The organism is Microbulbifer maximicatervae (SeqCode), from assembly GCF_052468095.1.
This window is the reverse complement of record NZ_CP174332.1, coordinates 1690295-1716700: the sequence shown is the minus strand read 5'-3', so window position 1 is coordinate 1716700 and position 26406 is coordinate 1690295. Positions and strand designations below refer to the sequence as shown.

The following is a 26406-nucleotide window of genomic DNA, read 5'->3' as shown; positions in this document are numbered from 1 at the left end:
ACAAGAGCCAAACTTGTCGCTTTAGCGAATTCGAGCTAACCTTCCCAAAGTCACTATTTTCAATATAGCGAAAAAGTCAAACCGCATATACTCAAACTCAATGACGACAGAAACTTTATAAATGAGTCATACACACAGGCTCCACATAAATTATCACAACCAGTAAGATAGGCATCTCCCTATCGAATTGGCCAAGGACTTAACGCCCCCAATGTAATAACCCGTCAACCTTTCTTGAGCATATTTAGTCATCACGCTCCAGTCAGACTCCTTCTGCTTTATTGGTTTCTTTTTCTTTAGCATGAACGTAACTACTCATATCATTTCTGGGAATATTAGCCTTGAGGCCTAGATTATTCATGTCACTTTCAAAGAGTTTCTATCTATTACCCTAATCATCGTATAGATAAACTTAATATCAGAGAAATGCTCTAACCAGCATTTAGCAACCCCGTAATACCTCACTAATGACAAAATACAGCAATCATTCGAAAGGTCACTAGCTCCTTTAGCCTGCACAAAGCGAGCCGCCACTTTATGGTAAATAAATGCCGATTCGTACCCAGCTATTGGCTCACGAAATAACACTACCATTTTGACTCACTTAAAAGAATTTTTTAATTTCAGCAAACTAGCCCGGTTACTTGGCAATTCAAAATAGCCCGAGCCCCCTATGAAATATCGAACACTTTCTGAGCCGCCTTTAAGGTTTTTCTCATACGGATCGATGCTTTTTAAATTTGGGTTGTAAGAAAAAATTAATTTCTTCACCTTAGAACCGGAGATTTGCTCAGATTTTGGCGGACGGTTACGACGCCAAATACTTCTCAGTTTTTGACAATCTGCGATAAGCAAATTTGGTAGCACCACGGAGAAACCTCGAGACTTCAGACATTTGAACGCATGGATAAGCAATACTCTTACTAGTCTGCCCGCCATATTGTCATTAAGCTCAATAGTTAAAACATCCCGTCTAGCCGCGTAGCTATGGTAGTTAGTTGCAAATATAGCAAGTCGCAAGCTCGCCCAAATATTTTGCATTGTGACTGAAAAACTGGTAGGGCATCACCTTAAATATCTATTGAAAACAATATGTTGTACCATCTGGCCATTATGTCACACTCAAGAAGAAGGGGCGAACCTTCCACCCAATTACATGTAACCCCGTCGCCCCTGCAATCCTCCAGAATGCACCACCAAAACTTTGCTGGCAGCTGGAATACGGCCACTCTTCGCACTAACCGATAAAGCATGCAGCAACTTTCCAGTATAAACAGGCTCGACGGGAATACCTGTATCCCGCTCAACCCTGATTAAAAAACTAGAAAGCTCTTTAGGGCACTTCGCATATCCCCCGCAATGCCCACCTGAAAGCAATCCTGACCCCTCAACACCAATCAAATCACCCTTGAGGCACTCTTCAACACTGGTGCGATATAGAGCCCCTGAAATGGATTCACCAGACATCGTCAGCCATCTGTCAACACTGTTCGCTATACTATCGCCGGCGCTCAACACCTCAACCCCAATCACAGGTATATCACGCAACCCACCAACAAGGCCGGCGAAAGTAGCCCCCGTCCCACAGGCGACCCAAACCTGATCAAAATTTACTGAGGCACTCTCTTTAATAACCCTACCGAGCAACTCAGCGCCCTTAACGCCTGCCCAGCTCGAGCCACCCTCCGGTATAAACAATGCTGACTTATAATTCTCCCCGAGAACCTCTTCTAGAAAGCCTTCCTCCCACCTGCGGTGGTATAGGGACTTCTTCACAAATACCAACTGCATTCCAAGACGCTCGGCGTCTTGTAACGCTGCACTTAACTCTTTGGGTCTCCACCCTCGCACAATTCCAACCGTTTTAAACCCAAAACGGGCCCCCGCTGCCGCTGTCGCATGGATATGGTTGGACCAAGCACCTCCGCAGGTTATTACAGCATCCAACCCTCGAGCCTTAGCCTCCAGAAGGTTGTATAGGAGCTTGTAGGCCTTATTGCCTGAGATTAACGGATCTAGAGTGTCATCTCGACGGATCCAAACTTCAATACCGGGAAATAAGGTGCTATTGACCCTCTCATACGGCACCCTTAAAGCCGCGAATCTGAAAGCCTCTTCACTCAATTCACACAAATACCTAGATAGCATCAAACCTAGCAACCACCACAAGAATTAGCGACCAATAATCTTCTGACATGTAAATTAGATCATGCAAAAACTTCAAGTTAAATATCTGCAGGCCACCCCACAGGTGGTTAGAGCCCTGCAGGTTTAACTAACACAGATGGGGCAAGCTGGAGCCGCACACCAATTCTATAGGCAAGCATCGGCAGCTTGGGTTTATAGGCATTCATATAGAGAGAAGAGGGAGCAGAAAGATCGATCATTACCCTAGATACAGACACAAAAAAGCCCTCACATGTGAGGGCTTTTTTGTGTCTGGCGGACCGGACGGGACTCGAACCCGCGACCTCCGGCGTGACAGGCCGGCATTCTAACCAACTGAACTACCGGTCCTCGGTAGTAAACTTCCTCTATGGAAGTTGGTGGGTGGTACAGGGGTCGAACCTGTGACCTACGGCTTGTAAGGCCGTCGCTCTCCCAACTGAGCTAACCACCCGATGCTCTTTGCTATAGGGGCCGCGCCCCCTTGAGCGAGGCGCATATTACCCGACTGTAGATTCCTGTCAACAATTTTCACGCCAAATAATCACGGCCGATTAATTTCCATCCGATTCGTCTGGTAAAGAGACAGGAACCCCCCTCATTTCAGCCTCTTCAGTACTTGCTCCTTGCAAGACCTTACCCTGCCGATAGTCTGGGTCTAGCAGATGCCCAGCTATCTTCACAGGTATCCCCCTCGGTATCAGCTGCTCTTTTGGGCGGGCCAAGTCTTGCTCGTTGTAATTACAAACACCGGTAGGAAATATTCTCTTTAGATCTGCCACACGACTGGAAATTTCCTCAGTGAATGGGCCGTAGATCCCCTTCGCCAACGCCCGCTCAACCGGCTGTAGAGCGCACTTAAAGACATCATCGGTCACCGGTGCCCCCGCCACTTGCCTTGATGTACTATGAATCGGGTATACCCTCATACACTTCCCGGGAGCCTGGCTATTCCAAGGTCCATTCCAGACCTTGTCTCCAGACGCTAGCAAATTTCCTTCCTTGTCGAAGCATCGATCATTGGCGTCATCCGGGCGGTTTTCCACTACGCCTTTACTTGGGTTTTCTATGATGCTCTGCATCCAACGGTCAACTAAATCCAGCGCCTCATGCAGCGGGTTGTAGCCTTTGTCACTCATCCAAATCAGTTGGTTCTCCGCATGTCCACGGGCACGCCGAATACGCTCGCGTGCGGAAAAAGAGGCTGAGCTGTGGTGCATATCAGGCTCTTTATCGAGGTAGTGCCGCAAATCAATAATGGGGATCTCTACATCCCCCAGGAAAACGTGCCCGGAACGATATATTCCATTAATAGCCTCCAGACTTGCGCGACTGCGCTTCGCCGGCTTTTGGAGGGTTCCCATATTGAGATTTTGCTCACTCCAAAGGGACAAGCGAACCGGAAACATATTCCCATTCATAAACCACAACTGCTCTTGACTCTGGTCTTCTGGTGCTTTCCAGCCACCTACAGCAGCATTGACACGTAAAAATGTATCTATATTAATTTCGCCGTTCACCAGGGCTTTCAGGCCGTACTGCACCCCCTCATTATCCCAAGAACTATTTGCATACCCTGATGCATTTGCACCATAAAACTGACGAAGGTCCTCCCAGTGCGTCCAATGCACTTTTGGGACAACCTCAGCAGCGAAACTCTTAGCAAAATGAACAAAATTAGGGTTATTAACCAACGGTACTAAGCCTCGCCACCCTTCGACACATTCAGTGGTTCCTTGCATCCTATCTCGGTAGCGACTATCAAAAATCCCGGCGAAAAAGCTCAACACTCCAAATTTACTTGAGCCATTCTCACTGGCAGCTAACCCCTGGATAATCGTACGCTCCTCTGCTTTTTTCCAGCGCTGATTCTGCCTATCCACAATGTCAAAGAAGTACTCCAGTGGCTCACAATCGAAGGCATAGATCGTTTGGGACACCATATCTGGGTAGGAATACAAGGGGATAGCAGCATCTAAGAGGCCCGGTGCATTCTGCGCAAATAGATACTGCTGGATCGCTCCACCTGACCCTCCAATGCCAACGGTGTACATTGGCTCCCCATATAACGATACAAATTGCTTTTTCACCCTACGAGCAGTGTCTTCTGCCAGCCACATGTTGTAGTGGTTTCTAGTCTGATTGGCGGTCGAATAGACAATCGCATAACCGCGCGCAAGCTCATCCATTCGCCGCGTGGTGATATCTCCTTTGTTGATTTTTCCCTGGCGCCCTCCAATGCCTACGCCACCACGAAACTGATAGATCAGCCGCTTATTCCAGTTACTACCACTTGGCCTGCCTGCAGACTCACCCTCTCCCCTTAGTACTGCTATTGCATAAAAGTGACGGTTGATCGTGCCTGTCTCTACACGAACAATAAAATCTACCTGCTTCCCGTTTACCGTCACCTTATCGATATCATTTCTGGCCTCATGCATATAGTGAAACTGGCCGTCAGTAGTGCTACGGTAAAAATAGGTAACCTCTGTAGCGTGACTGCAATCCCGGCTATACCCAATAACCTCTTTTGTCTTCCTGCCCTTATCATTTAGAGCAAAGATAGGCACCCCTTCCCCATCCTGATTGTCTACCAAGGGCTGCTTATTTGTAATATTGTTTTTCCCGCAATACAAAGGGTACCTGGCTGGGCCACTGAATAGAGTCTCTACAGGTCCCACCTCTCCCAAGCCAATAGGAAATGGGAAATATTCAGGCGGGCGGGACATCATTCGGGGGTGAGAGCCGGAATAAGCTGGCGCAGGTTGATAGTCCAGCACCCCTTCAGGAACCTTCAACACCGGAGCATCTACGCTCCCGTGGACTTTTGGCAGCTGGTTATACCCATACCAAGCTGCTGCCCCCAGGCCCACTAGCACCAAGAGCAAAATAGAGAGTATCCAGCCTCTCCTAACGGACATAAGCGCCTCCACAGGAAACATCACTTTCTGTACAGCTTGAGTATATGAACGGATGTCCCAGGCTACTGGCAGTTGGCGCCAAGGAAGACTTAAAGAGAGGCAGGACTTGTAGAGCGGTGCGCAGAAGCGCAAATATCTTTAGGACAAAAACAAAAAAAGGGGATCTAGTGATCCCCCTTTCGAAAGCAGTACCGCCTAATCTTTAGCGATAATGCCTTTCTCCTGAAGAGTGGAGAGAATCACTTCTACTTCCTCTTCAAGAGTCATTTCGGCAGTATTCAGGTGCAATTCTGGTGAAACAGGTGCCTCATAGGGATCATCAATACCAGTAAAACCTTTGATCTCACCTGCACGAGCTTTCTTATACAAGCCTTTGGGGTCGCGTGCCTCAGCCTCTTTCAGTGGGCAGTCTACGAAAACTTCCATATACGGAAGATCACCTGCTTCATGCATCTTTCTTACTAAATCACGATCTTCACGGTACGGACTGATAAAACTGGATAAAACAACCACGCCAGTATCCGCAAACAACTTGGAAATTTCGCCTACACGTCGGATATTTTCCTGGCGGTCCTCAGCTGAGAAGCCAAGGTTAGAATTGATGCCCAAGCGGATGTTATCGCCATCCAAACGGTAACTGAGCACGCCACGAGCAGCCAGAGCCTTCTCTACGGCAACAGCCACAGTGCTCTTACCAGAGCCCGAAAGGCCGGTGAACCATAGGGTCACGCCTTTGTGGCCGAGGATACTCGCCCGGTTTTCGCGGGTCACATCACCCTCATGCCAATGGACATTGGTCGCTTTTTGCTCAACTGTAGCTGTCACTGATTACTCCAAGTCTTGAATACAATCCTAGTGTCACAGGTATCAAGCATTTCACTGTACTCTGTGCCAATACCTGCCTGTGATATGGGCGCTAATTATCGAGTATTTGGGCGGTAAGCGTAAAGCCCCCTGTTATAACGTGTCAATTCAACTCAAAGTCTTGAGTGCATAAGCAGCAAAGTGGCATTGTTCTAATAGTGGGGCCGAATGGGCAAAATAACCCTATAGACAGGACTTTTTTGCTTGGAATATGCTCCAGTGGTACTACTGCAGGCAGTATCATTTAAACCATTCTGCCACTACCATCCCTTCGTTACGCGAAGGCTGAGTGGGACACCAGATTATTACACTAATCCATCTATAACTAGGTACTTCTATTAGCTATTGAGTGAGATAAAGAATGGAGTAAGAAGTATCACTAGTCACAAACGCTCGCAACCAATACCCATCTACATATTTTGTAAACCTATAAATTCTCACCGGAGATGTAAGCTCCTTTTACTCGCTCCAATGAACAATATGCCGTTGAATCATCATCAGTTGAGGAGCCAAAAACAGGTAGGAAAACTTGGCAAGGAGGCTCCTTTGCAATGCTACCCTACTTAACCTCAAGCAAAGAAACTTAGGAGCATCACTACCCTTTTGGACTAGCTAGGCAAACTAAAGTAGACCATTCAAATCCATAGACAATTGGTTATTACAATTAACACAAAAAACTATTATTCCTTACAACCCGAATACAATAAAATTGTACGAGATTAAACTTGTCACCTGCCGATAAAAAGCATCATTTAATTTCAAGTCATCGACACCCTCAAATTTTTCACACGACGCGAATAAACCCCCGACAACTGCGCAGGTTTTCTCATTCATCATATTTGCAACCGGCTACCGAGTGACGCGCTTTAATCTAGTTAAAAATACAAGTTCCATGGTAATCTGTGGGCCTGAATCGAGAAAAAACAGCCCTATATTTCTTAGGGTCTATAGCCAGTAAAGGAGGATGCTCAACGATGAGTAAAGGGGTTTTAAATAGATTTAAAATTCGCAAAGGAAAAATTTTTGAAGCCCCGTTAGAAGAGGCATTTGGTCGCCTGGTTACTCCTTTTGAAGAATTTATTCATCGCCAAAGCAGCAGTGGTATATTGCTAATGCTCTCTGCGCTTATCGCTCTGATTGTTGCTAACTCTCCTCTACAAGAGGCTTACAAGCATCTACTTCATATGCCTATAGCGGTAGGTGCAGGAGACTGGACATTTTCCCTTTCCCTACATCACTGGATCAATGACGGCCTAATGGCCATCTTTTTCTTTCTAGTCGGCTTGGAATTAAAACGAGAGTTTCTTGTGGGAGAACTCTCAGATCTCCGTCAGGCAGTACTACCTGTGATGGCCGCTATCGGCGGCATGGTGGTGCCAGCCCTACTATACAGTTCCCTTAATTTAGGTACCGAAGGCGGTCCAGGCTGGGGTATCCCGATGGCGACAGACATTGCCTTTGCGGTAGGCTGTATTGCACTACTAGGCAACCGTGTACCACGAGCAGTAGTGACCTTTTTGGTCGCACTGGCGATCGTAGATGACTTAGGGGCAATTCTCGTTATTGCCATCTGGTACACGGAGCAAGTAAACATGACAGCGCTCATCGCATCAGGTGGCCTGGTTGTAGTGCTCGGGCTACTCAATGCTGCGGGTATTCGCCGATCCGCAGCCTATGTCTTTGTTGGAGGTCTATTGTGGTACGGACTTCACTCAGCCGGTGTCCACGCTACTCTCGCTGGTGTCATTACCGCTATGGCATTACCTGCCAAGCCAAAATACGATCCTGTAGCATTTAGCACCTTCGTAAAAGATATCATTCGCAGCTTTGACCGCTGCTTCCGCCCAGGTGACAAGATTATCGCTAACGACGATTTACGAGCTCGCGTAATGGGCTTGGGTAATGGCGTGAACTTAGCCCAATCTCCGCTACAACGCATGGAGACTCGCCTGCATATTCCGGTCGGGTTTGTAGTGATACCTATCTTTGCACTAGCTAACGCGGGAATTCCGGTCGACAGCTTCAGCAGCTCCGAAGCGGTACTCAACCCGGTCACTCTCGGAGTAATCTTTGGCTTGGTGGTCGGTAAGTTGCTTGGGATTGTAGGGGCCACTTGGGTAGGTTGGAAGCTAGGTTGGGGCCAATTACCCAAAGCGGCGAATTTCCAACATATTGTCGGTGTAGCATTGCTCGCAGGTATTGGGTTCACCATGTCCATTTTTATTGCCGAACTAGCATTTAGCTCACAAAATGAACTGCTTATTCAGGCGAAGGCCGGCATTCTGTTAGCATCGGTTATCGCTGGGACAGCTGGCTTTTTGGTGCTGCGTAACGCTCCTGCCTCAGAAGACAATGAAGTCAAGGGCGAGGAGCCAGATTACCCAGCCCAAGCTACTTCCAATTAAACAGCAACAATCAAAGTAGGCCGGGCAAACTCCAGTTGCCCGGCCTACAAAAAGCGTCATCACGAATAATGAACGAATAGAAGGCAAACTTTGAGTCGACTATGTCCCTATAACTTAGATTCGAACCAAAGTTACATCACAATGTGCATAGTTCACTATGCTATTAGCGGTAGAACCAATCAGGGAGCTCAAACCTTTCTTGGAGTGAGTTCCCAGAACTATCAGATCCACCTTCCTTTTTTCAGCTTCCTTACAGATAACCTCATAAGGCTTTCCCACTTTAAGGGCCCGATTTCTCTTGCTAACCCCAAAGTCTTCCGTAATCTCCTCAAACTTCGGAATTGCACTCTCTTTCAGCTCTTTTTGATAATCCTTGGGCAGGAAGCTATAAGGCAGTACATTTAAAACTACTAGCTTGCTATCAAATTTCTTAGATAATTCTACCGCTTTAGACAACACATACCTCCCTTCTTGAGACGCTTCTATAGCGCAAAGGATAGTATTGTACATATTCCCCCTCCAGTATTTTTGACTAATAACAACTGAACTTATCGAGCACCGATTCCTCCACAGCTTAAATGAAAAGAGTTCGAAGCACAAAGAGGGAAAATTAAAAAATCAACCTAATACCACCTGTTATCTATTCAACCCGAACGGACTAAAGCCTCGATTACGGCACAACTCTCAAACAGCCATAGGAGGCCAGAAGTTATCATTTTCTTGACTAAACCTCCTGCGAGTTCTAAATAATTAATACTAAACGATGAACATCTTTATCCGCGCAGATGATATCAATAGAAGAACTATCAACTACAGAAAAATGTATACCTATTAACATCTCATTTACAGCCCTGCACTCGAAACAAAGCTTCATTTCAGAAGCCAATTGTTTCTCCAACAAGATTTGCATTACAAAGCATGGTGTTACTCAAAGGCCGAAAGAAATCTGACATGAAAGCCTCATGTGTGGCGGCTATGACTTTTTGTTAGCTATCTACGCGTTAATGAGATTTACTAGAAAGTAAGGGTGCTCTTTTGGCTTGCACAATGGTAGCAGTAAAGATTCAACGTAGTAATTGCAAATATCCCAATGGACTAGAAGACACTCCCAATTCCCTCTCGACTGTATATGCACACGGCAATATTAGCTTACTTAAGTAGTCTAGCATTGCAATAATTGGATCCAGAGATACGACAAAAACGGAATGAAAATAGCTCAAAAAAATGGTCAGCCATATTACTTCTAGAAACAATATCATCGTCAGCAGGATAATTCTAAGAGTTGACACAGCAGCCTGCAGGAAACGCTAGCTTCTATTGCGACCTCACCTACGGATTGCATACAGCAAACCCAAGGTCAAATTATCAACTAGCAATGTAAGTATTAGAAGATGGAGGCCTGTGGATTTCAGAGCACACCTCCCCAACAGCACTTTTTGTATGTCGGAATAGATTGCAGCTTGGCCTTTCCCAACCCTCTCTAATTATTGAATCTGAAGCTTCGGGAGGCTCAATGAAGTATGTAGATTTCTGCCTCCAGGCTAGACACAAACTTTTTGCATCCTACTTTTGCCCATAAAGATCGATATTGCCTTCTCCTAGAACCTTAAAAAGCCAATAAAGCACTGACTTTTTAAGGTTGAAATTATCAAGTTATCACTAACCTCACTATTCTTTTACAAGAAAATTTTTGTACTCGGCAATTCTGACCCGCATTTAGAAAAATTACCGTTCTCCAGCACTCTCAAGTAGTTGATAAACTCGCCCAGGGAAATCGCCAATAATCCCATCTACACCAAGGGATATACTGCGCTCAATATCATCTGTATCGTTAACTGTCCAGAGATCGACGGCCACACCTTTACTCTGAAAAAAGCGAACATAGGGCTTAGTGGTAATACTGTATGGCAGTTGGGCAACTTCAAAGTCCGGTTTGAAAGCCCACCCAAAGCCTGAGCTCCAGGCTAGACTGGCCTCTATAAGTTCACCGATTGTTGCGCTTGTTCTAATCTCTCCCCCACTGATATCACGAAAGTGTCCCATGGCTTTACTGTGCTGGCTGGCCACAGTAACTTGCTGCTCCATTCTATAATCAACAATTACTTGCCATAGTATTTCTGAGAGGACTCTATCATTTGGTTTAATTTCAATATTAAATATGGCATTGGGGTAGCGCTCAAATAGCTCATTTAATGTTAAGAGGGCGAGTCCTTGGTTTCGGAATGGGTAACTATCACCATTATCTAGGGTAAACTCATATCCAGCATCCAATGCTTGTATTTCTCCCAAAGTCAAATCTTCTATTTTATCCGAGACACCTGCATTTTTTTTAAGGTCTGCATCGTGATTGATAATAATAAACTGATCTTTTGACAAATGTATATCCAATTCTAGAATATCTGCCCCCCGCTCCAATGCCATATCAAAAGCCAGGGTGGTACTTTGAGGGTACTCACCAGATGCTCCTCTGTGAGCAAGGATTTCAATGGCCAAAACCTTATTGTAAGTCATCATAAATAAAACCAGACAGGTAACGATCTTGAGCACGTTATTCATTTAGAAGTTTCCTATATTTTAAGAGAAAAACTATTACTAAGAGACTACGAAAAGCCAATCAAAAAAGAGAGACTACAGTTCGGCTTGCTATTACACTTACTTACAAGGCGCATATTTACTCGCTTATCCTATTTAAACCACTTAAGGGAGAAGTAACTCTTACAGTCTTCAAGGACCTTTTCGGTCACGCTTACCCACAGAGCCAACCATTAAAGTACTTGAGCCTGATTGCCATCCCACCCTAAATGCACCTAACTATCTTAAACAACATTATGCATTCAAATATTTAGTACCAATGCACAAATTCGGAAAATATCGCCACCTAATTCATTAACTAGACAAGGTTTCCATTATCAATTAAGTGCATACCCATCAGTATTCCAGGCCAATAAATTCCAATTTTAACACGACCCATAAAACACTTGGATCAACTCAAGAAAGTTAAGGATCGTAAAAAAATCCTAAAATTCTTCTCTCCCACCTACACAGATTCGAAAAATAGAAATATATCGAATAATACAATATAGCCACAATTGAGGCGATTATTCTAATGCAAATATGATGTAGACCACGACAAAAATTCCCCTCAAACTGCAAAAGCAAATTCTGATTAAGCTTCTGTACATAAACAAAACGGTTAAATTTGAATGGATGGTTAGCATGTGAGCTTTATTAAAGGTAAGACATACTTCTGACCAAGCAACTGACCAACTGCGCTTCAATGTATTCAGCCGGCAGTAGCTGTCCAGGGGTAGAGACTCAAAACCCAGACTTATAAATATGGAGATCCCCATGGGAAGATACGCATTGTTCACCGGTACTTATAACTTACTTATGGGCGGAATAAAGGACTTTAAGCGATCATTTAACAATGAGGAGGACGCTTACAAGGAGATAGCACAGACAGCCAAAATTAATCCATTTATTCACTGGGCACAAATATTTGACAAGAAAACCGACAAAACAAAAGTTTTCCATATTGTCGATAAAAAAGTGATTGAGAGAAAATCCAACGGTTGCCCAAAGCAATCCGCAGAGTCTATGGTTAAGGCAGTAATCGACTTCAACTAACTGTTAATTGGCCGAATTTGAGCCCGCTTCAAGTGGGCTCGCTACTCCGTTAGCAATATAGTAAATTAGAAACTTAAGGCGGCTATTCAGAATAGGGGGGGAGGGTTTTTACATGCCGCCGGAAGCTGTGCGATATCAATATTGCCAGCTTCCTACAGAGTGATATATAAAAGTGCTACAATATACATCAAGGGCATTACTCCTAACATTGAGCCACCCCTATGGTTACTTATTTTACTTTTAATAAAATGGCTTATTTTTCATAAAAAATTTTTCAGCAATATGAAATCTGAAAAAATACTTACCATCAAAAAAATCCTGCGAAAGGCTTGTAGACTTTGCAGCAACACTCTTAGAGTCCAAACATTGAACCGCTAGTAATCTTAGTGAAAGATCGATAGCCTTTTGTTCGAACTCTGACCCTCATTAAAAAGACATACTAAGTCGGATCGCAATCTCAAAACTCAAAACTCAAAACTCAAAACTCAAAACTCAAAACTCAAAACTCAAAACTCAAAACTCAAACAATTTTTATATGTCAGGATGATCCCGGATACACCCCTTCCCTAGTATCATTAAATACGACATACCACGACTTATAAATTGAACAACCATCCTACTTAAGAGATTTGGGTCCGTGCTATTACCATCACGCAATCCTCTATGATGTAGAATCCAAACTGAAAATATCTAAATCATAATAAGCTCTTCGCCCGCAGAAAGAAACTGTAAACTCGGCAAGCCCATTAGACACTTCCAATAACTACATCTCAAAGGGATCACTCCAGAAAACCAACTTAAACCTCTATAAGCACACCTAATCAGCTACGATATTAAATGCAGATTTAAATTCACCATAAGAAAGTTATCAATAAAATAGTGTTACGCTTTCAAATATGTGAATACTACCAGTCTATTTAATAGGGTTATAATTTTCCGAAGCTAGAGTATCAACGATGGCATGATGGGTATGGAAACCTCTACATCATAAATATGAATTCCAAGCAAAGATTCAGCTATCACAACATTTATTACTGAGGAATAATACCCACCTTTATCTTCAGTTAAATACAATTTTACCACAAGCTTTGAATCCATAAAAAATAGCTGATCCTACATCATATTCAACTTCCCCCAGTGGGGAAAAGACCCACCTAAATTTATTTTTGTATATACTTTATCTACATAAGATAGCGATGAGCTTAAATTAAGGTGATACCAGAAAAAAGGATTTTTTTGGTGGAACTTTGCCTCAATAACGTTTGAGGTCAGTATTCTGCAAAAGTAAAATCATTTATACCTTACATGATACACAAGAGCACTTCGATAACTTTCAGAGCTAGATTTTAATAAAGTGATACCTAGTCCTTGCCCATCAGTATTTTTAGCATATTTCAAAAACTTTATGCAGAAAAATTTTCTATAGCGTTATTGATATAATCGGGCCGGATATCCCCTGACGGAACTTAGTAATGCCCTCGAATACAGTTTCAGATTACTGGTATAGATTTTCTACACTCAGATTGCATAGTGGCAGGCTTTTATGTAAAGGGCGCTTATTTTCAGGTCTCTCTTTGGCCTATGCGTGCTAATAAAGCAGCAAAAACGTCTAGCCTTTGGGCACGCCGACGTTCACATGTCGTTGTACGGTTCTACAGGGCAGTTTCGCTCAGAATGTGAAGCAACATCATTACTAGATTTATCAATGGATCCTTATTGCAATCTGTTTTATTCCTAGGGTATTAATGGGTTTATCTTTGTATATTTCGATACCCAGTTCGTCTTGGTACTGAAGGCAGGTGCGGTGGTGGTTCTCGACAACTATGCGACACAAAAGAGCCAGCGAGCATCTATGATTTTCAGAGAGCACGGACTTTGATACCAGCATCTTCCAGGCTTGGGCTCTAGACTTGAATACCAATGAAGAAACTTTCCATAGCTCAGAGTCATCTTAGGTTTATCGGTATAAGATCATTTGGCCAGTTAATCAAAACCATCGGAGATATCTCAGATTTCTTAAAAGCTAAAGAGTGTTCAGACTTTCTTTATGTTATAGGTTATCCCCGAGATTATCTGGCAAAAAGCTTTGCCAATCCATGGACGAGGCTAAAATTTCATCACCACACTGAATCTTCATCGGAATGATCGTGGTACTGCCCAGGATCTTGTCTAGTACGACCCTTTATTCGTATAGCCCATCTATTTATTGTGCTTCCCTCTGCTCCCTAGTTGGTAAAGATCAAGACGATCAAAAGCCTCGACTAAGATGCTTATCATCGATCTAGAGACGATTACCTTTCGGCTTGCCTTATGGACAATTTCACAGGCTGATGTGACCTCCCTTTACAGGGGGAAAACATGTGGAACGTGAAATCTGATAAGACTCTTCCATATCGGGCTTGGACTGAAGTTTAATTGCTAGTGACCGTATGGACACATTCAGTATTGTTGTAGCCTAGTGAACACCTAAGCCGGCCAGCCTTCTGGCTTTTGATGACAGAAAAGGCGAGCGTGAGTCCCACTCCCGCAATAGGGTTCGGATAAAGTTACCACCATTCCATTGGTTTTCGAGATGTACGATTCGGTACGTAGGTACTTGGTTTTCGATGAGCGTATGCCCCCGCAAAATTGCTGAGGTATACAACAGGCATAACCATTAGTCATCGGCCTTTTTTACACCGAAATACCTAGCTTGCTAAACCAACGTAACACTTGAAACAAAAGCCGGCGGTAAAGTGATGGGATTCATCGGGCGGAGACTCAGCATAGGTCAGGCAGGTTACATCATCGCTGACAGCATTAAAGATAATCCCAGCCAAGCTCTCAAAACAACCCCCTACTATTACAGGCAATGCACTGGCCATACCTGCCATTCCGACCCAGTTATTGATATCCAGACGCAATAGCTCACCGCCAGCGGCCATGGGCCGAGTTAGATTTAGCTTAACAGCACCAACTAAGTGCTCAATCTACCTTTCTTGCAAAGGCAAATACTCCGGGCCTGCCAACTAACCTTCTGACAAATAGCAAGCAATCCACCAATACACTGCCCGAACGCTCGCAGCAGATATCCTGACAGCAATTCAATCGATTGGCGCTACCTGCCTACACACCAACCGCCCTTTCTCAACGACAAAATGTAATTCAGCAATTACTATATGGATTATTCATGGTATAGACCTCTTGACGGGTTTTGTGTTAGGGCCTATATCGAGTACCTAGATGAACAATCTTCTCGGAAATCACATATAGGCCCCTCATGGCACTGACCTCTTGTGATGGCATTGGTACACCTCAGGCCCAAAGTTGCTTTGAGACCATAGAATAGGCGAAAATAGAAGCCTCAAATCTGGCTCTGGACATATAAAGATATAGCTCAATAATCGGGCAAACTCCATAGTCACAAACGAACTGGGAAGGGTTGCCGACACTCCTCGATCTGGGAGATGCCGGTCAAGTTTAAAAATCAACAAATAAATAGTGTACGTACATAGCGAGAGAATGGTGCCTAAAAAAGTCTCAATAGTTATTCCTATCTACAATAACTCAGAACACCTCCAACACTGCCTTGATAGCATACTTAATCAGACATTAGCAGACATCGAGATTATATGCATTGATGACAAATCTGAAGATAATAGCGTTGATATCCTGGATGAGTATGTAACAAAGTACCCAGATACCATCATAGCTATTAAGCACGGTAAAAACCTTTCTGCTTCTCAATGTAGAAAAGATGGGGTCTTGTCATCTTCAGGCGAATATATAATGTTTGTAGATGCAGATGATTATATTGAGCCGACGGCATGTGAAATTGCTTACACTGCAATAACGGAAAATGATACTGATATTCTGCAATTTGGAACTTTTATTGAAAATTGCGGCAACCTACCACAATCTAGAATAGATTTTAATCAGAAAATGGTAAGGCCATTTACTGAAGAGACTATAACAAACAACTTAATGCAAGAATGTTTTTTACAAAAAAAGTTTAGCATTAATTTGTGGAATAAAATTTACAATGGAGCCATTTGCCGTAAGGCCTTTTCAGAAGTTTCAGATGGCTACTTCCCCAAAGCAAATGATCTATATGCGTTTTTCTTTATATTAAAACACGCAAGCAGTTATTCTGGAATCAATGATAGACTATATCATTATCGGTTTGGCCTGGGAATGACAGGCAAACCAACTATGAATATAGAAAATTTCAAACTACACTGCCAATCTGTATCCGTATTAAACGAAATTAGGAAAAGTTTTAGTTCTAACGACAGCAGTATTAGTGAGGAATACAATTCTGTTTGCAATAAGATTGAGGGTAATTTTATTAACGAACAGATCGAAAGGTGGTATACCAACTTACCACAAGATGACAAACACTCTGGCCTTCGTGAGATAAATGCAGCCTGGAAAAGAGGCTATCATTTTATAATATCGGCCTTAGCCAGAAGCAAATGGTTTAATAGGGGTGAAATATCATCATACTTTAAAGACTTCTCGGAGCTTGAACATATACCAAGAAAGGTAGAGACTATTGTACTTTACTACCATTCAGTACGAGGAGGCGGAGCTCAAAGAGTGGTAGCGGATTTATGCAACCTGTTTGCAGGTGCGCAAATCAACCAAAAATACAAGTATAATGTGATTCTAGTCACCGATCAGCCCAAAACCTGCGATGAGTTTCATATCTCTCCGAGAGTGAATAGAGAAGTTATTCCAGATGTAAACTTATTTCCCAAAAAAGAAAATTATGCCAAGCGAGCTGAAGCTTGGGTAAGTATTATTGACAAATATGACGTTGACATTGTACTTAACTCCGCCTGGTTAAACTCTGCCAATCTTTGGGATATGTTAACAATCAAGTCTCACCCGAAACGACCAGCCTACGTTAATCATACGCATAATTTTTTCGCTATGATTTATCGGGTAAGCAATAAAGCTAACGAAATATTTAACTCCTATTCTATTTCAGATGGCGTAGTCACATTAACAGAATACGATGAAATCATCTGGTCAAACTTCAATAAAAACACTTACCTAATTTACAACCCTATTCAAAAACTTAATGAAACAAGCGCAAAATTTGTTTCAAATAGGAAAAGGATTCTTTGGCTCGCTAGGATTTCGGACGAGAAAAGACCCTTAGAAGCAGTATCAATAATGGAGCACGTGGTAAAAGTTCACCCCGATGCCATTTGCAATATTGTGGGGGATGGCGAAGAAAAGGCCATTAACAAATTAAGGAGTGTAATAACTCAAAAAAACTTGGACAAAAATATAAACATAGTTGGCTACAGCAAAGACGTGGGCATGTACTACTCAAGCTCATCTATCTTCCTGATGACTTCTATTTATGAGGGCTTTCCTTTAACGTTATTTGAGAGTGCCAGCCTCGGGTTACCCACTGTGATGTATGATCTTCCATGGCTCGAGTATTACAAAATACTAGAGGGATGGGAGCGCGTTCCTCAACTGGATGCAAAAGGGGCCGCCGAAAAAATTTGCAAACTGCTAGATGATGAAAAATACTGGAACAAAAATAGCGCCTTACTAAAAAATAGTTTCGCAGAATACGAAAAACTTAACTTGCTATCTGAATGGGAGATACTGTTTAGTGATTTGCAGAATGGTGCAACTCCCGAAAATAAATCTACGCCATTTCATAAAAATTTGATTGAGCAGATCTCACTCTTTCATACCCAGGGTATCTCTAGGGAGACAAGTAAAAGTAAGCAAAGTGAGCAAGCAGTTAATGCCGTTCGCAAAGAAAAGTCAGAAATAAACGCAAAACTTAAAAGAACCTACAAAGAAAAGTCAGAAATTAATGCAAAACTTCAAAAAACTTATAAACAAAAATCAGAAATAAACGCAAAACTTAAGAAAACCTACAAAGAAAAAGCTGAACGAGGCTTAAAAATCAAGGAACTTGAAAGTGAACTACAAAAAATCAAAAGGGGTTCACTTGTCAAGAGAAAATTGTTGAATTATTTTTCTAGAAGAGAGGTGGTTAAATAAGCTACCACTAATAACCTAAAAAAATATTCCACATATTTGCTTTTGGGGGCGACCCCAATCACATTTATTGATGGGGAAGCAGATTATGGACATTACAGACAACTCACGGGAGTTGAGTAGTATCGCCCCGCAATGAAGGGGCATGGATCAAAGACCATCTTTTTGAGATGGTCTTTGCCCTACAGTTGTTTGTAAATACTGTGAGTATAGCCTTTCCGATAGAAACAGATAACTTAAGCTAGAGTCTCGTATACTCGTGGCCCACGCATCGAATATTTCCAAAGGTAATTCGCAATCGCCTTGACCAAAATACTCCCCCCCTACTTTAATCAAAGTGTACTACCAATCAGCGCAAAGCAAAGCGGGCGGTTTATCCTTCACAATGGCGCAACTGTTAAACTAAGTTAGTTATCCATTCCATCTGGCGTACTCATGGAATCGAACTATCGGTATCAAGCTCGATAATAGATGCACTCCTAACATAATTACCACGGCCGATTCTTATAATTTTCGGTAAGATAAGCATCCAATAATGGTCTTGAGTGCCGACCAACATATCCCCTGAAAAGCAGTTAGCAATACGAATATGAGTATTACTGATAGCCTCAATTTTCTCTGTCGTCATGAACCACCAGATGTTTCTGCTGCGATTGTCTTGCTAGGTAATTTCAGCTACTCCAGGTCTATTAAAGTCAACTACGAATCAACCTGAGCGCTAACCGGTTAGCTTCAATCTTACTTGAGAATACCCTGCCTATTACTTTGCTAAAAATGTTAGGCATATGTTATATCGATTAACTCTACCAAGGGCTCATACTCCCGCACTCTATAATTCACCTGATTAATTTCTACATTATTTTGATCAATCCATCAGATGCTATAAGCTTGTGGAACTTCACTATTCCAGGCTGTCCAGTGATTTCACCAGTCACTTGTATTCACTGCCGTACGTAAATCATTGCGATTAAAAGGAGCCCCGCGAGATGATGCTTAGTACTGCACGAGTCATCTCCCCCACAGTTGCAGCGGATGCTGCTAGCCCGATAGACTTTAACACCAATTTTAATCTGTATCTCCGTCATACACACCCCGTGCTTGCAACTTGATGCGGTAGACCATTTCATAGTCAAATGGAAAGCGCTCAATATACTCAAGTCTCGCCTCCCCATCCGATACAATATTGACTCTACTCCCACCAATGGGCAGCATATTGTCGTCGGCTCGTGCACTAGAGTCGTTATTATTTAAACAATAAATATTGCTATCACTAGTATACGCAGCAGCATGTAGCCATACAGGATGTACAGTTCGTCTTTTATTACATCGCGGATTGTGATGCGCTGGGTCGCAGGGAACTACTCCATGAATTTTGGACATGAAAAAACCCGCTTACGTGGGTTTAGATGAGCCAACTAAATAGTAGCCAATAAAATAAGCCTAAAAATCACTCTCAATTTAAACAAATAAATTACGGCTCAATATCACATATTCTTCCAGAGCAGGAATCACCACCAGTGACTATTAATTTTTTCCAATTACTGAAAAATTCACCATCATAACTTCTAAAGCGATATTGAGCATCACACCGATCGGAGTAACTATAATTACTTAAAGAGCCAAAACTCTCCTAGGCAGCTGTTTCCTCAGCAACATCACAGCGAGTACCGGTCCACTGAGCGGCTGTCTTTCTCTGGACTTGAAACTTCATGGGATGGCCAGCCTTAGCATTAATTGCATAAGCCTGATCCATTGTGCCGGACATCAAAAAGTCACCATTCTTACAGTTACCACTGATAAACTCATTATTCTTGCTAACTGATACAGTAGATGTATTAATAGCTAAGAATCGTTCATTGTCACATTTTTTTCACTTCTATCTATTACAGCTATCAGATTTCAGCCTCGATGCGCTGGAGTCAAATGTAGATCCGACTCACCTTCCTCATCTATATCACTATCTCACTCTAAAGTAATCACCGTTCTATTAGAAGAATCTAAATAGGCAAGTTTGAACGTTGCTTTATGTCCCCAATGGACTAGCCAAGTCGACTGTGATACAAGTTTCGCCGAACGCTCCACTACCGCTCTAGCAGGACTATCCTTAATATAAACAACCCCCGAGTCACTACTATAGTTGTCGCAACCTGGAGTTATAGTAGCGGCATGAACAACTGCAGATCCAAATGCAAAAAAAACCAAGGGACTCAATGAGTCCTATCATGGCTCCTTTCGGTTTTAGAATACTTCTAAACACATCAAACCCCAACCAATAAATTTTAAATAAATACATGCTAAAAAAAGATGCCGCTATGAATTTTCCAAATAAAAAACCAAAACAATCATTAAATATGATACTCAAGCACTGCTTTTATCAACCTTTTAACTTTCCCGACAACCTCATCAAAGAATATTTATTTGCAAATATTAATTTAACCACTAGCTAATAAAACTGTTCTATAAAACTACAGTCTCCAAAGATAATTAAACGTAAAAAAATAAGGATAACTAGTGAGAAGTTTTTGCCGGCATCTCTCCAGTATTATAAATTCACTAAAGGTTACTGCTACCCAGCTGCCTACGCATGTAAAACAGCCCCAACATCCCCAAGTACTTGTGTGTACCATATACCCCACATCGCCAAGCATGACCTCCGCCCCTTAATCATAAGTTCCCATCTCACTCGCCAGCAGGCTCAGCGCCACCACCATCATAGCTACCAATTTTATTCCATTTGGAAAATATGCTCTCAGCAGCGGTTACTTTGGGCACAGTGAATACGCCATCAATATCAATCACACCGGATTCATCCGCGACGATATCATCCATCGCCATAACCAGCTTCACGTCAATCACAACTTGGCCAGAGGCAATCGCCGCGCAGGTGTTGTTGGCGTAGTCCAGATTATGCCTGGCTTGCACAATATCAGCAGCCATTTCCTTTCTCTCAATTGGGTTTATAAGAGAAAGCAAAAAGGTCGAATGATGCGGTATTTTAAATAAACGATATAGGCTTAGTGGTTATTTGGTTCTTGGGTCTTCACCATGCCTTTTGTATCTCGGGCTTTGGCTGAAACATTCAATCGGACGTTGAACCCCATCCCGTCGACACTCAAGCTTTCTCACTTCCAGGGCCAGCGCTTACTTACCATCTAGGTAGAGCCCTTCGATAGTAGCCTGCACCACAGAGTCCGCACCTTTATTCTCGCTAAGACGTACATAAGAGATAACTTCAGAAATACTGCGTACGTTGCTCAGGATAGCCTTACTCTTTGAAAGCTCCCCCACATATAACTCAGATTCGAATGCAGCTTTCGCAGCCTCTTCACCAGAAATATCATAGGTCGAAAAATTGAGCCGGATATCAGGTACTGTACGACATTTTTTTGCGTTCCGACTAAGGCTCGAGCGGCATCAAAACTGGCAATATTCATAGTTATAGTACTGACTGAATTTTACCATCTACATGGAATAAGTCCTGCTATTTTGTGGCTACTGAGCCGGATGCTAGATATCAGATTCCCCATGATGTGAACAACGGCAAGGTCCTTCTTTTGTTGGGTACAGCTAAATGTACCAAGACAATCATTCTGCTTTTGTGAAATAGTCGGCCTCAAACATGAGTGCATCAGAAATTAAAAAACCCGCATAGGGCGGGTTAACATTTATGGAATAAGGACGAAATTACAGCTCGTAAGCATCCCTCAACATATCCTCAAGATACATATGATGTGTTTCAAATTCCATACCTTGCGCATCTTTAGCTTTAATACTTATTGACGTCTCATCCCCATTAGGCCCAGGTATTGTTGAAACTTCTAGCTTGTACGCCTCAAAAAATTTTGATTCATCGCCGAAAGGTACATGAAAATGAAAATTCTCTTTACCCTCTCCAAACCACAGTAATTCGATTACAAATGCCATATCACCATAGTTTGAATTTGGGTCGATAGTTGGATTGTCTCTTAGAGATAATTCAACATGACTACCGTCAACCGTAAATGATTTGACATCAACAACCTTACTTGGAGTCACATCAAACAATTCGCCATGAACAGAAAATAGTCTTTGGTCAGAATTCAGTGAACGCTCTTCTCCAATAAAATTTGCAGCTTCAGAGACAAACCCCTCAACATGAATCATTGCATTATTTGGATTTCCAACATCTAAGCCGTCTATTGTGATATCAAGCTGACGATACACCCAAGCATCTTCGACGGTTGCATAATATCTCCAACTTTGATCATCTGCCTTGATATCATTTACAGACAGACTTGGCGCATAAGGGAAATTAACCTCTAACGAAGTAACTGTAGCGGGGGCTGAATGATCTGCCTGATCGATAGTCAGAATCACAGAGCTAGCATCATTTAAATCCAGGCCAGGATACTGCATTTCACCGTTAGATGAATGTAGATTTTGAAGTTCATACTTGAACGTTTTAGCCTGCGCGCCGAAAGCTACTAGGGCGACAGAAACAGCGGCTGTTTTGATGGCATTTCGATAGAACATAAAAACTCACTAAAGAACTTATTAAATTAACTAACGGAAGGGCAAACGAAGCTTATTACACACCTTAAGTCAAGTAAATTATACTTTATTTAACACGCCCCTCTCCTGGTACAAAATTACCAAGTAAAGAAACCAGAGATTTTACGAGTAAAATCTCTCACTCACCCTATTTAATATATAAATCACACATAAAAACTCAGCACTTGATCACACTTTGCGGAATAGATGCTCAAAAAAATATAAAGTGCGGTTCAAACCAACAGAAGCTTATCAATAACTGTAAAGCCACCTGACTTACAAGCAAAAAATTGACGTTAGGAAATTCATACTGCGTCGGGACATAACTGCCAACAAGCAGCTTTTAACTAATTTCTGCACCCCTTTACAATCCAAGAAGCAGGAATTAAAGCTCTTACGGGTTAAGAGCCAAAACTCGGCTGAAAGCACTTCCAAACTTTCACCCATTCCTTATCCTAACGCTTTTTGTCATTTACTAAACTTGTCAGCGCATGGTTCAAGTCTATTAATCGAACAATCACATCATGAAACTCACACACAGCAGCTCAAAATAGTGTGAGCTGGCTAACTTTCCTTCACAGATTTGGCTCCCCACATTTGCCAAATTCATTACGGTACATCAAACCTACTTCAGAGCATCAAAGCCTTCGACACGATCCTGCAAAATAGCCAGTGATACCTCAATATCATTAACCAATAAAATATCCCCCTCTTCTCTCTCGACAAACCCACGTCATCCATGTGGCGCCCGAATCAAACAGCCACCTCACCAGCCGTACAAAGGTAAGTTTCATCGCGAAATTTTTCATGAAATGCAGTTAATTTGACAGTTTTCTTCGCATAAAAACGACGCCCTAAGAATACCGCCAATAATCTGCATAAGGAAAAGAACATTTACATAAAAAACCCGCACGGAGCGGGTAAAGAGTATTGCAAAGCAATTATAACTTTAGATCATTGCCACAAATAAAATGCTAAATAAAACTGCAAAAATATAATCTATTTAAATTGGAATCATAACGAAAAACATACTATACCAATCAATCTTTGTAAGCCTGGCTAAGCATATATGGCAGATATACATCTGCAGCGATATATTCATTACCTTCTGAGTCTCTTGCCAGGACTTTTATATCATACTCTTCACTTCCATCAGGCCCAGCAACCGTTTCAGTAATTATTCCTACTGCATTAGTAAAATTAACTTCATAGTCATTATGTGTAGGAATATAATAAATGGACTCCCCTTTTCCATGCCATAGCAAGTCAACAACAAATGCCTTTTGGTCATTGTTGGAGTCTGGAATAGTAGTCACTCTATCCCTAAGAGATAATTTCAATCGACTATCATCAGCTGTTAGCCATTCGACATCAACCACCTTGCTTGGAGTCACATCAACTAATTCCCCTTGAATGTAAAACAGGCTTTTCCCCCATTCAACCAAATCTTCTTTACTATTAAGCCCAAGAAAACTGGAGAATTCAGATACATAACCTTCAATAATTATTTCTTTACCATTTTCAGTCATATAATCAAGACCATCTACTCCAATATTAAGCTGACGAAAAACCCAAGCATTATTGACCTTTCCACGATATTTCCAGCTCGATCCATTATTATATTCGTCAATTATAAAATTTTTCACTGTCAGCTTATCTGAACCAAAATATTCAATTTCTAGTGAAGTAAGTATCGGAGTATCCCTAAGATCCGACCGCTCGACAGTCAACGTCACAGATGTAACATCATATATATTAAGATCTGGATACTGCACATCCCCCCTTCCTGTGTGCATATCCTGAAGCTCATACTTGAAAGTTTTTGCCTGTGCTCCGCAGGTCAATAAAACTACAAAAACAGACAACACTTTAACTGCACTCTTAAAAAACATAAAACATTCACTCATACATATACTTAGAGAAATTGACCAAAATAACAAATAACTTCAATGATCAAAGTAAACTTTTCCAATCTGACAAACTAAAAACAATTACATTGAGACAAAATCAAGATAAAAAATTGAAGTGAAAAATAGAATCTCTATAGAAATAGAATTACCACAGAAAAAACCTTAAAAATAGCAGTATAAAAACCTACACTTATTACCCCAACCAAAAACACCCTGCAAACCCAAAGGGATTTTATAGCACACATTCACCATAGTAAATGATAGGGAACCTAACCAATCAGTCTTTATTTGGGGCTTGATTTTACAGCTATAAAAATGGCGAAATTAACTTAGAAACCACAAAACGAACCAAGGTCACACTAAATAACTTTTTCAACGGGGATAAACGGCACAGCTGGCAACATGAAAAATCCTTTTCTTTACCCACAAACCCGAAAGAAATTTAATCCAACAACGCAGGAAAATCAATACAATTTTTTAAGAAAAATTAAATAATACCCCAGTACCACTGGCGAGCCTCTAAATCTTGAACAGGTATTAGTTCATAAAGCTCTCCAAAGACTATCGATACTGCTTCCGTTTCTTGTAAAGGCTGTTCAGCTCATTTACAGGAGTACTGGTTGCCGCATACAGGTTGTTCACCTGAACTTTGAGTATATCCTCAGCTTCGGGTCGGCGGTATCTGCAAGACTCACCCACGTTTAGTAGACACCCTGTATAGTTAGGTTTAGGCCTAACACAGAGGTGTATCATGGGTAAGAAAAGAACTCAGGCGTATACGGAGGAGTTCTGCAGAGAAGCAGTTAAGAGAGCGGAAAAGCCTGGAGCAACAACGGCTTCTGTGGCGCGAGAGCTAGGCGTCAGCGCACAGCAGATCTACAACTGGCGTCGTCAATTTAATCGACTGTCTGATAAGCAGTTCAATAGTTTAGACGGTGTCGACTATTCCAAACAGGAAAGCGCTGAAGTTCGCAAGCTCAAGAAGGAGCTGCATGAAGCTCGTCAGGAGGTTGAGTTTCTAAAAAAGGCAGCTGCGTACTTTGCGAACCACCAAGAGTAAAGTACGCATTGATACAAGAGCATGTAGGGTTATTCCCGGTACGCTTGATGTGTCGGTGTTTAGAAGTCTCAAGATCGGGTTATTATCGATGGCGGGGGCGATTGCCATCTGCTCGCACGATTAGAAAGATACGAACAATTCAAAAAATCCGAGAGACGTTTGTTGAGTTTAAGGGTCGTTATGGCGCGCCTAGAATTGCTTGCGAACTTCGAGAGTTAGGTGAGCCATGCTCACGGAACTACGTCGCTAAGCTTATGCATCAGGAGCATATTAAAGCGAGAAACGGCAAAGGCTTTCGATATAGTCAGCCCGTAGAGGGGAGCATTAACGTTTCCGCCAACTTACTTAAGCGTTGCTTTGATGTGGATCGACCCAATTGCCGCTGGACCAGTGACATTACGTATATCTGGGTTCTGGAGAGGTGGCTATACCTCGCGGTAGTTATGGATTTGTATTCTCGACGTATTGTAGGTTGGGCATTCGATTCGCAGATGACCGATGAATTGACACGTCGAGCATTGAAAATGGCCCTAGAGCGACGACCAATAAAGCCTGGACTGCTAGTTCACTCTGACAGGGGAGTGCAATATCGATCGCAGAAATACCAGGATCTCTTGTCCGAAAGCAAGTGCAAGCCGAGTATGAGTCGCCAGGCTAACTGTTGGGATAATGCGGCAATGGAATCGTTCTTTAGCAGGCTAAAAGTCGAGCTGGTCTATGCCAGAACATTCGAAAGCGAAGAGCAAGCAAAATCTGAGGTGTTTGAATACATTGAGATTTTCTACAATAGGGTTCGTAGGTACTCTGCATTGGGCTATGTAAGTCCAGCAGAGTATGAACGAAAATACGCATAGTTAGAGTGTCTACTTTTTGTGGGCAAGACCACTGCGGTCATATCAATAGTGTTCAAG

18 protein-coding genes and 2 tRNA genes are annotated in these 26406 nt (G+C 42.3%); 6 read left to right on the top strand and 14 right to left on the bottom strand.

Features of this window, described 5'->3' with window-relative positions:
• Positions 1 to 600: 600 nt before the first annotated feature.
• The 6 genes from ACJJIL_RS07395 to cysC all read right to left on the bottom strand — a co-directional run bounded on the left by ACJJIL_RS07395 (position 601) and on the right by cysC (position 5912).
• Positions 601 to 1041, bottom strand: a complete 441-nt coding sequence (locus ACJJIL_RS07395) for a hypothetical protein (protein ID WP_445361564.1) — start codon at positions 1039 to 1041, stop codon at positions 601 to 603.
• A 111-nt stretch (positions 1042 to 1152) separates the two neighbouring features.
• Positions 1153 to 2088 carry a 1-aminocyclopropane-1-carboxylate deaminase/D-cysteine desulfhydrase gene (locus ACJJIL_RS07390; RefSeq protein ID WP_445361563.1) on the bottom strand — a complete coding sequence of 312 codons (936 nt, stop codon included), beginning with the start codon at positions 2086 to 2088 and terminating at the stop codon, positions 1153 to 1155.
• A gap of 352 nt (positions 2089 to 2440) precedes the next feature.
• Positions 2441 to 2517, bottom strand: a tRNA-Asp gene (locus ACJJIL_RS07385).
• Between the two features lie 27 nt (positions 2518 to 2544).
• A tRNA-Val gene (locus ACJJIL_RS07380) sits at positions 2545 to 2620 on the bottom strand.
• A 100-nt stretch (positions 2621 to 2720) separates the two neighbouring features.
• On the bottom strand, positions 2721 to 5087 hold the full coding sequence (locus ACJJIL_RS07375) for a DUF6351 family protein (protein ID WP_445361562.1): 2367 nt from the start codon (positions 5085 to 5087) through the stop codon (positions 2721 to 2723).
• A gap of 195 nt (positions 5088 to 5282) precedes the next feature.
• Positions 5283 to 5912, bottom strand: coding sequence for an adenylyl-sulfate kinase (gene cysC / locus ACJJIL_RS07370; RefSeq protein WP_282932285.1), 630 nt, complete (start codon positions 5910 to 5912; stop codon positions 5283 to 5285).
• Between the two features lie 1013 nt (positions 5913 to 6925).
• Between cysC and nhaA the strand changes: the two genes are divergently transcribed.
• Positions 6926 to 8356: a Na+/H+ antiporter NhaA gene (gene nhaA / locus ACJJIL_RS07365; protein WP_444914153.1), complete on the top strand. Its 1431-nt coding sequence runs from the start codon at positions 6926 to 6928 to the stop codon at positions 8354 to 8356.
• Between the two features lie 114 nt (positions 8357 to 8470).
• On the opposite strand, the gene ACJJIL_RS07360 is transcribed toward nhaA, so the two are convergent.
• Positions 8471 to 8866, bottom strand: a complete 396-nt coding sequence (locus ACJJIL_RS07360) for a universal stress protein (protein ID WP_413662467.1) — start codon at positions 8864 to 8866, stop codon at positions 8471 to 8473.
• Between the two features lie 889 nt (positions 8867 to 9755).
• Between ACJJIL_RS07360 and ACJJIL_RS07355 the strand changes: the two genes are divergently transcribed.
• Complete coding sequence (locus ACJJIL_RS07355) at positions 9756 to 9935, top strand: DNA-processing protein DprA (protein WP_445361996.1); 180 nt, start codon at positions 9756 to 9758, stop codon at positions 9933 to 9935.
• 146 nt (positions 9936 to 10081) lie between these two features.
• Here the strand turns inward: ACJJIL_RS07355 and ACJJIL_RS07350 are convergent, their stop codons facing one another.
• The gene (locus tag ACJJIL_RS07350; protein WP_445361561.1) at positions 10082 to 10912 is read right to left on the bottom strand and encodes a glycerophosphodiester phosphodiesterase family protein; all 831 of its coding nucleotides are present in this window, start codon (positions 10910 to 10912) and stop codon (positions 10082 to 10084) included.
• A 792-nt stretch (positions 10913 to 11704) separates the two neighbouring features.
• Between ACJJIL_RS07350 and ACJJIL_RS07345 the strand changes: the two genes are divergently transcribed.
• A complete protein-coding gene (locus ACJJIL_RS07345) occupies positions 11705 to 11983 on the top strand; it encodes a hypothetical protein (RefSeq protein WP_445361560.1) in 279 nt (92 codons plus the stop codon).
• Between the two features lie 2687 nt (positions 11984 to 14670).
• Here the strand turns inward: ACJJIL_RS07345 and ACJJIL_RS07340 are convergent.
• Positions 14671 to 14907 carry a hypothetical protein gene (locus tag ACJJIL_RS07340; RefSeq protein WP_445361559.1) on the bottom strand — a complete coding sequence of 79 codons (237 nt, stop codon included), beginning with the start codon at positions 14905 to 14907 and terminating at the stop codon, positions 14671 to 14673.
• 577 nt (positions 14908 to 15484) lie between these two features.
• Here ACJJIL_RS07340 and ACJJIL_RS07335 point away from each other — a divergent pair.
• Positions 15485 to 17998 (top strand): glycosyltransferase, encoded by a 2514-nt coding sequence (locus ACJJIL_RS07335; protein WP_445361558.1) that lies wholly within the window; start codon positions 15485 to 15487, stop codon positions 17996 to 17998.
• 1627 nt (positions 17999 to 19625) lie between these two features.
• Here the strand turns inward: ACJJIL_RS07335 and ACJJIL_RS07330 are convergent.
• From ACJJIL_RS07330 to ACJJIL_RS07310, 5 genes are all read right to left on the bottom strand, one after another.
• The gene (locus ACJJIL_RS07330; protein ID WP_445361557.1) at positions 19626 to 19760 is read right to left on the bottom strand and encodes a hypothetical protein; all 135 of its coding nucleotides are present in this window, start codon (positions 19758 to 19760) and stop codon (positions 19626 to 19628) included.
• A gap of 914 nt (positions 19761 to 20674) precedes the next feature.
• The gene (locus ACJJIL_RS07325; RefSeq protein WP_445361556.1) at positions 20675 to 20932 is read right to left on the bottom strand and encodes a DUF2190 family protein; all 258 of its coding nucleotides are present in this window, start codon (positions 20930 to 20932) and stop codon (positions 20675 to 20677) included.
• A gap of 204 nt (positions 20933 to 21136) precedes the next feature.
• Positions 21137 to 21283: a hypothetical protein gene (locus tag ACJJIL_RS07320; RefSeq protein WP_445361555.1), complete on the bottom strand. Its 147-nt coding sequence runs from the start codon at positions 21281 to 21283 to the stop codon at positions 21137 to 21139.
• A 396-nt stretch (positions 21284 to 21679) separates the two neighbouring features.
• Positions 21680 to 22507, bottom strand: a complete 828-nt coding sequence (locus ACJJIL_RS07315; RefSeq protein WP_445361554.1) for a hypothetical protein — start codon at positions 22505 to 22507, stop codon at positions 21680 to 21682.
• A 1058-nt stretch (positions 22508 to 23565) separates the two neighbouring features.
• The gene (locus ACJJIL_RS07310; protein WP_445361553.1) at positions 23566 to 24417 is read right to left on the bottom strand and encodes a hypothetical protein; all 852 of its coding nucleotides are present in this window, start codon (positions 24415 to 24417) and stop codon (positions 23566 to 23568) included.
• Between the two features lie 769 nt (positions 24418 to 25186).
• Between ACJJIL_RS07310 and ACJJIL_RS07305 the strand changes: the two genes are divergently transcribed.
• Both ACJJIL_RS07305 and ACJJIL_RS07300 read left to right on the top strand, forming a co-directional pair.
• Positions 25187 to 25495, top strand: coding sequence for a transposase (locus tag ACJJIL_RS07305; protein WP_445361552.1), 309 nt, complete (start codon positions 25187 to 25189; stop codon positions 25493 to 25495).
• Positions 25496 to 25503: 8 nt separating this feature from the next.
• Entirely contained in the window at positions 25504 to 26349 is an 846-nt protein-coding gene (locus tag ACJJIL_RS07300) for an IS3 family transposase (protein ID WP_445361551.1), read from the top strand.
• Positions 26350 to 26406: the final 57 nt, after the last annotated feature.

Bases quoted from the DNA above. Each gene is read 5' to 3' on its own strand.
- ACJJIL_RS07340 (WP_445361559.1), bottom strand. From the start codon at position 14,907: ATGGCCGCTGGCGGTGAGCTATTGCGTCTGGATATCAATAACTGGGTC.
- ACJJIL_RS07360 (WP_413662467.1), bottom strand. From the start codon at position 8,866: ATGTACAATACTATCCTTTGCGCTATAGAAGCGTCTCAAGAAGGGAGG.
- ACJJIL_RS07305 (WP_445361552.1), top strand. From the start codon at position 25,187: ATGGGTAAGAAAAGAACTCAGGCGTATACGGAGGAGTTCTGCAGAGAA.
- ACJJIL_RS07350 (WP_445361561.1), bottom strand. From the start codon at position 10,912: ATGAATAACGTGCTCAAGATCGTTACCTGTCTGGTTTTATTTATGATG.
- ACJJIL_RS07395 (WP_445361564.1), bottom strand. From the start codon at position 1,041: ATGCAAAATATTTGGGCGAGCTTGCGACTTGCTATATTTGCAACTAAC.
- ACJJIL_RS07345 (WP_445361560.1), top strand. From the start codon at position 11,705: ATGGGAAGATACGCATTGTTCACCGGTACTTATAACTTACTTATGGGC.
- ACJJIL_RS07335 (WP_445361558.1), top strand. From the start codon at position 15,485: ATGGTGCCTAAAAAAGTCTCAATAGTTATTCCTATCTACAATAACTCA.
- ACJJIL_RS07315 (WP_445361554.1), bottom strand. From the start codon at position 22,507: ATGTTCTATCGAAATGCCATCAAAACAGCCGCTGTTTCTGTCGCCCTA.
- ACJJIL_RS07375 (WP_445361562.1), bottom strand. From the start codon at position 5,087: ATGTCCGTTAGGAGAGGCTGGATACTCTCTATTTTGCTCTTGGTGCTA.
- ACJJIL_RS07330 (WP_445361557.1), bottom strand. From the start codon at position 19,760: ATGTCCGGCACAATGGATCAGGCTTATGCAATTAATGCTAAGGCTGGC.
- ACJJIL_RS07325 (WP_445361556.1), bottom strand. From the start codon at position 20,932: ATGGCTGCTGATATTGTGCAAGCCAGGCATAATCTGGACTACGCCAAC.
- nhaA (WP_444914153.1), top strand. From the start codon at position 6,926: ATGAGTAAAGGGGTTTTAAATAGATTTAAAATTCGCAAAGGAAAAATT.
- ACJJIL_RS07310 (WP_445361553.1), bottom strand. From the start codon at position 24,417: ATGTTTTTTAAGAGTGCAGTTAAAGTGTTGTCTGTTTTTGTAGTTTTA.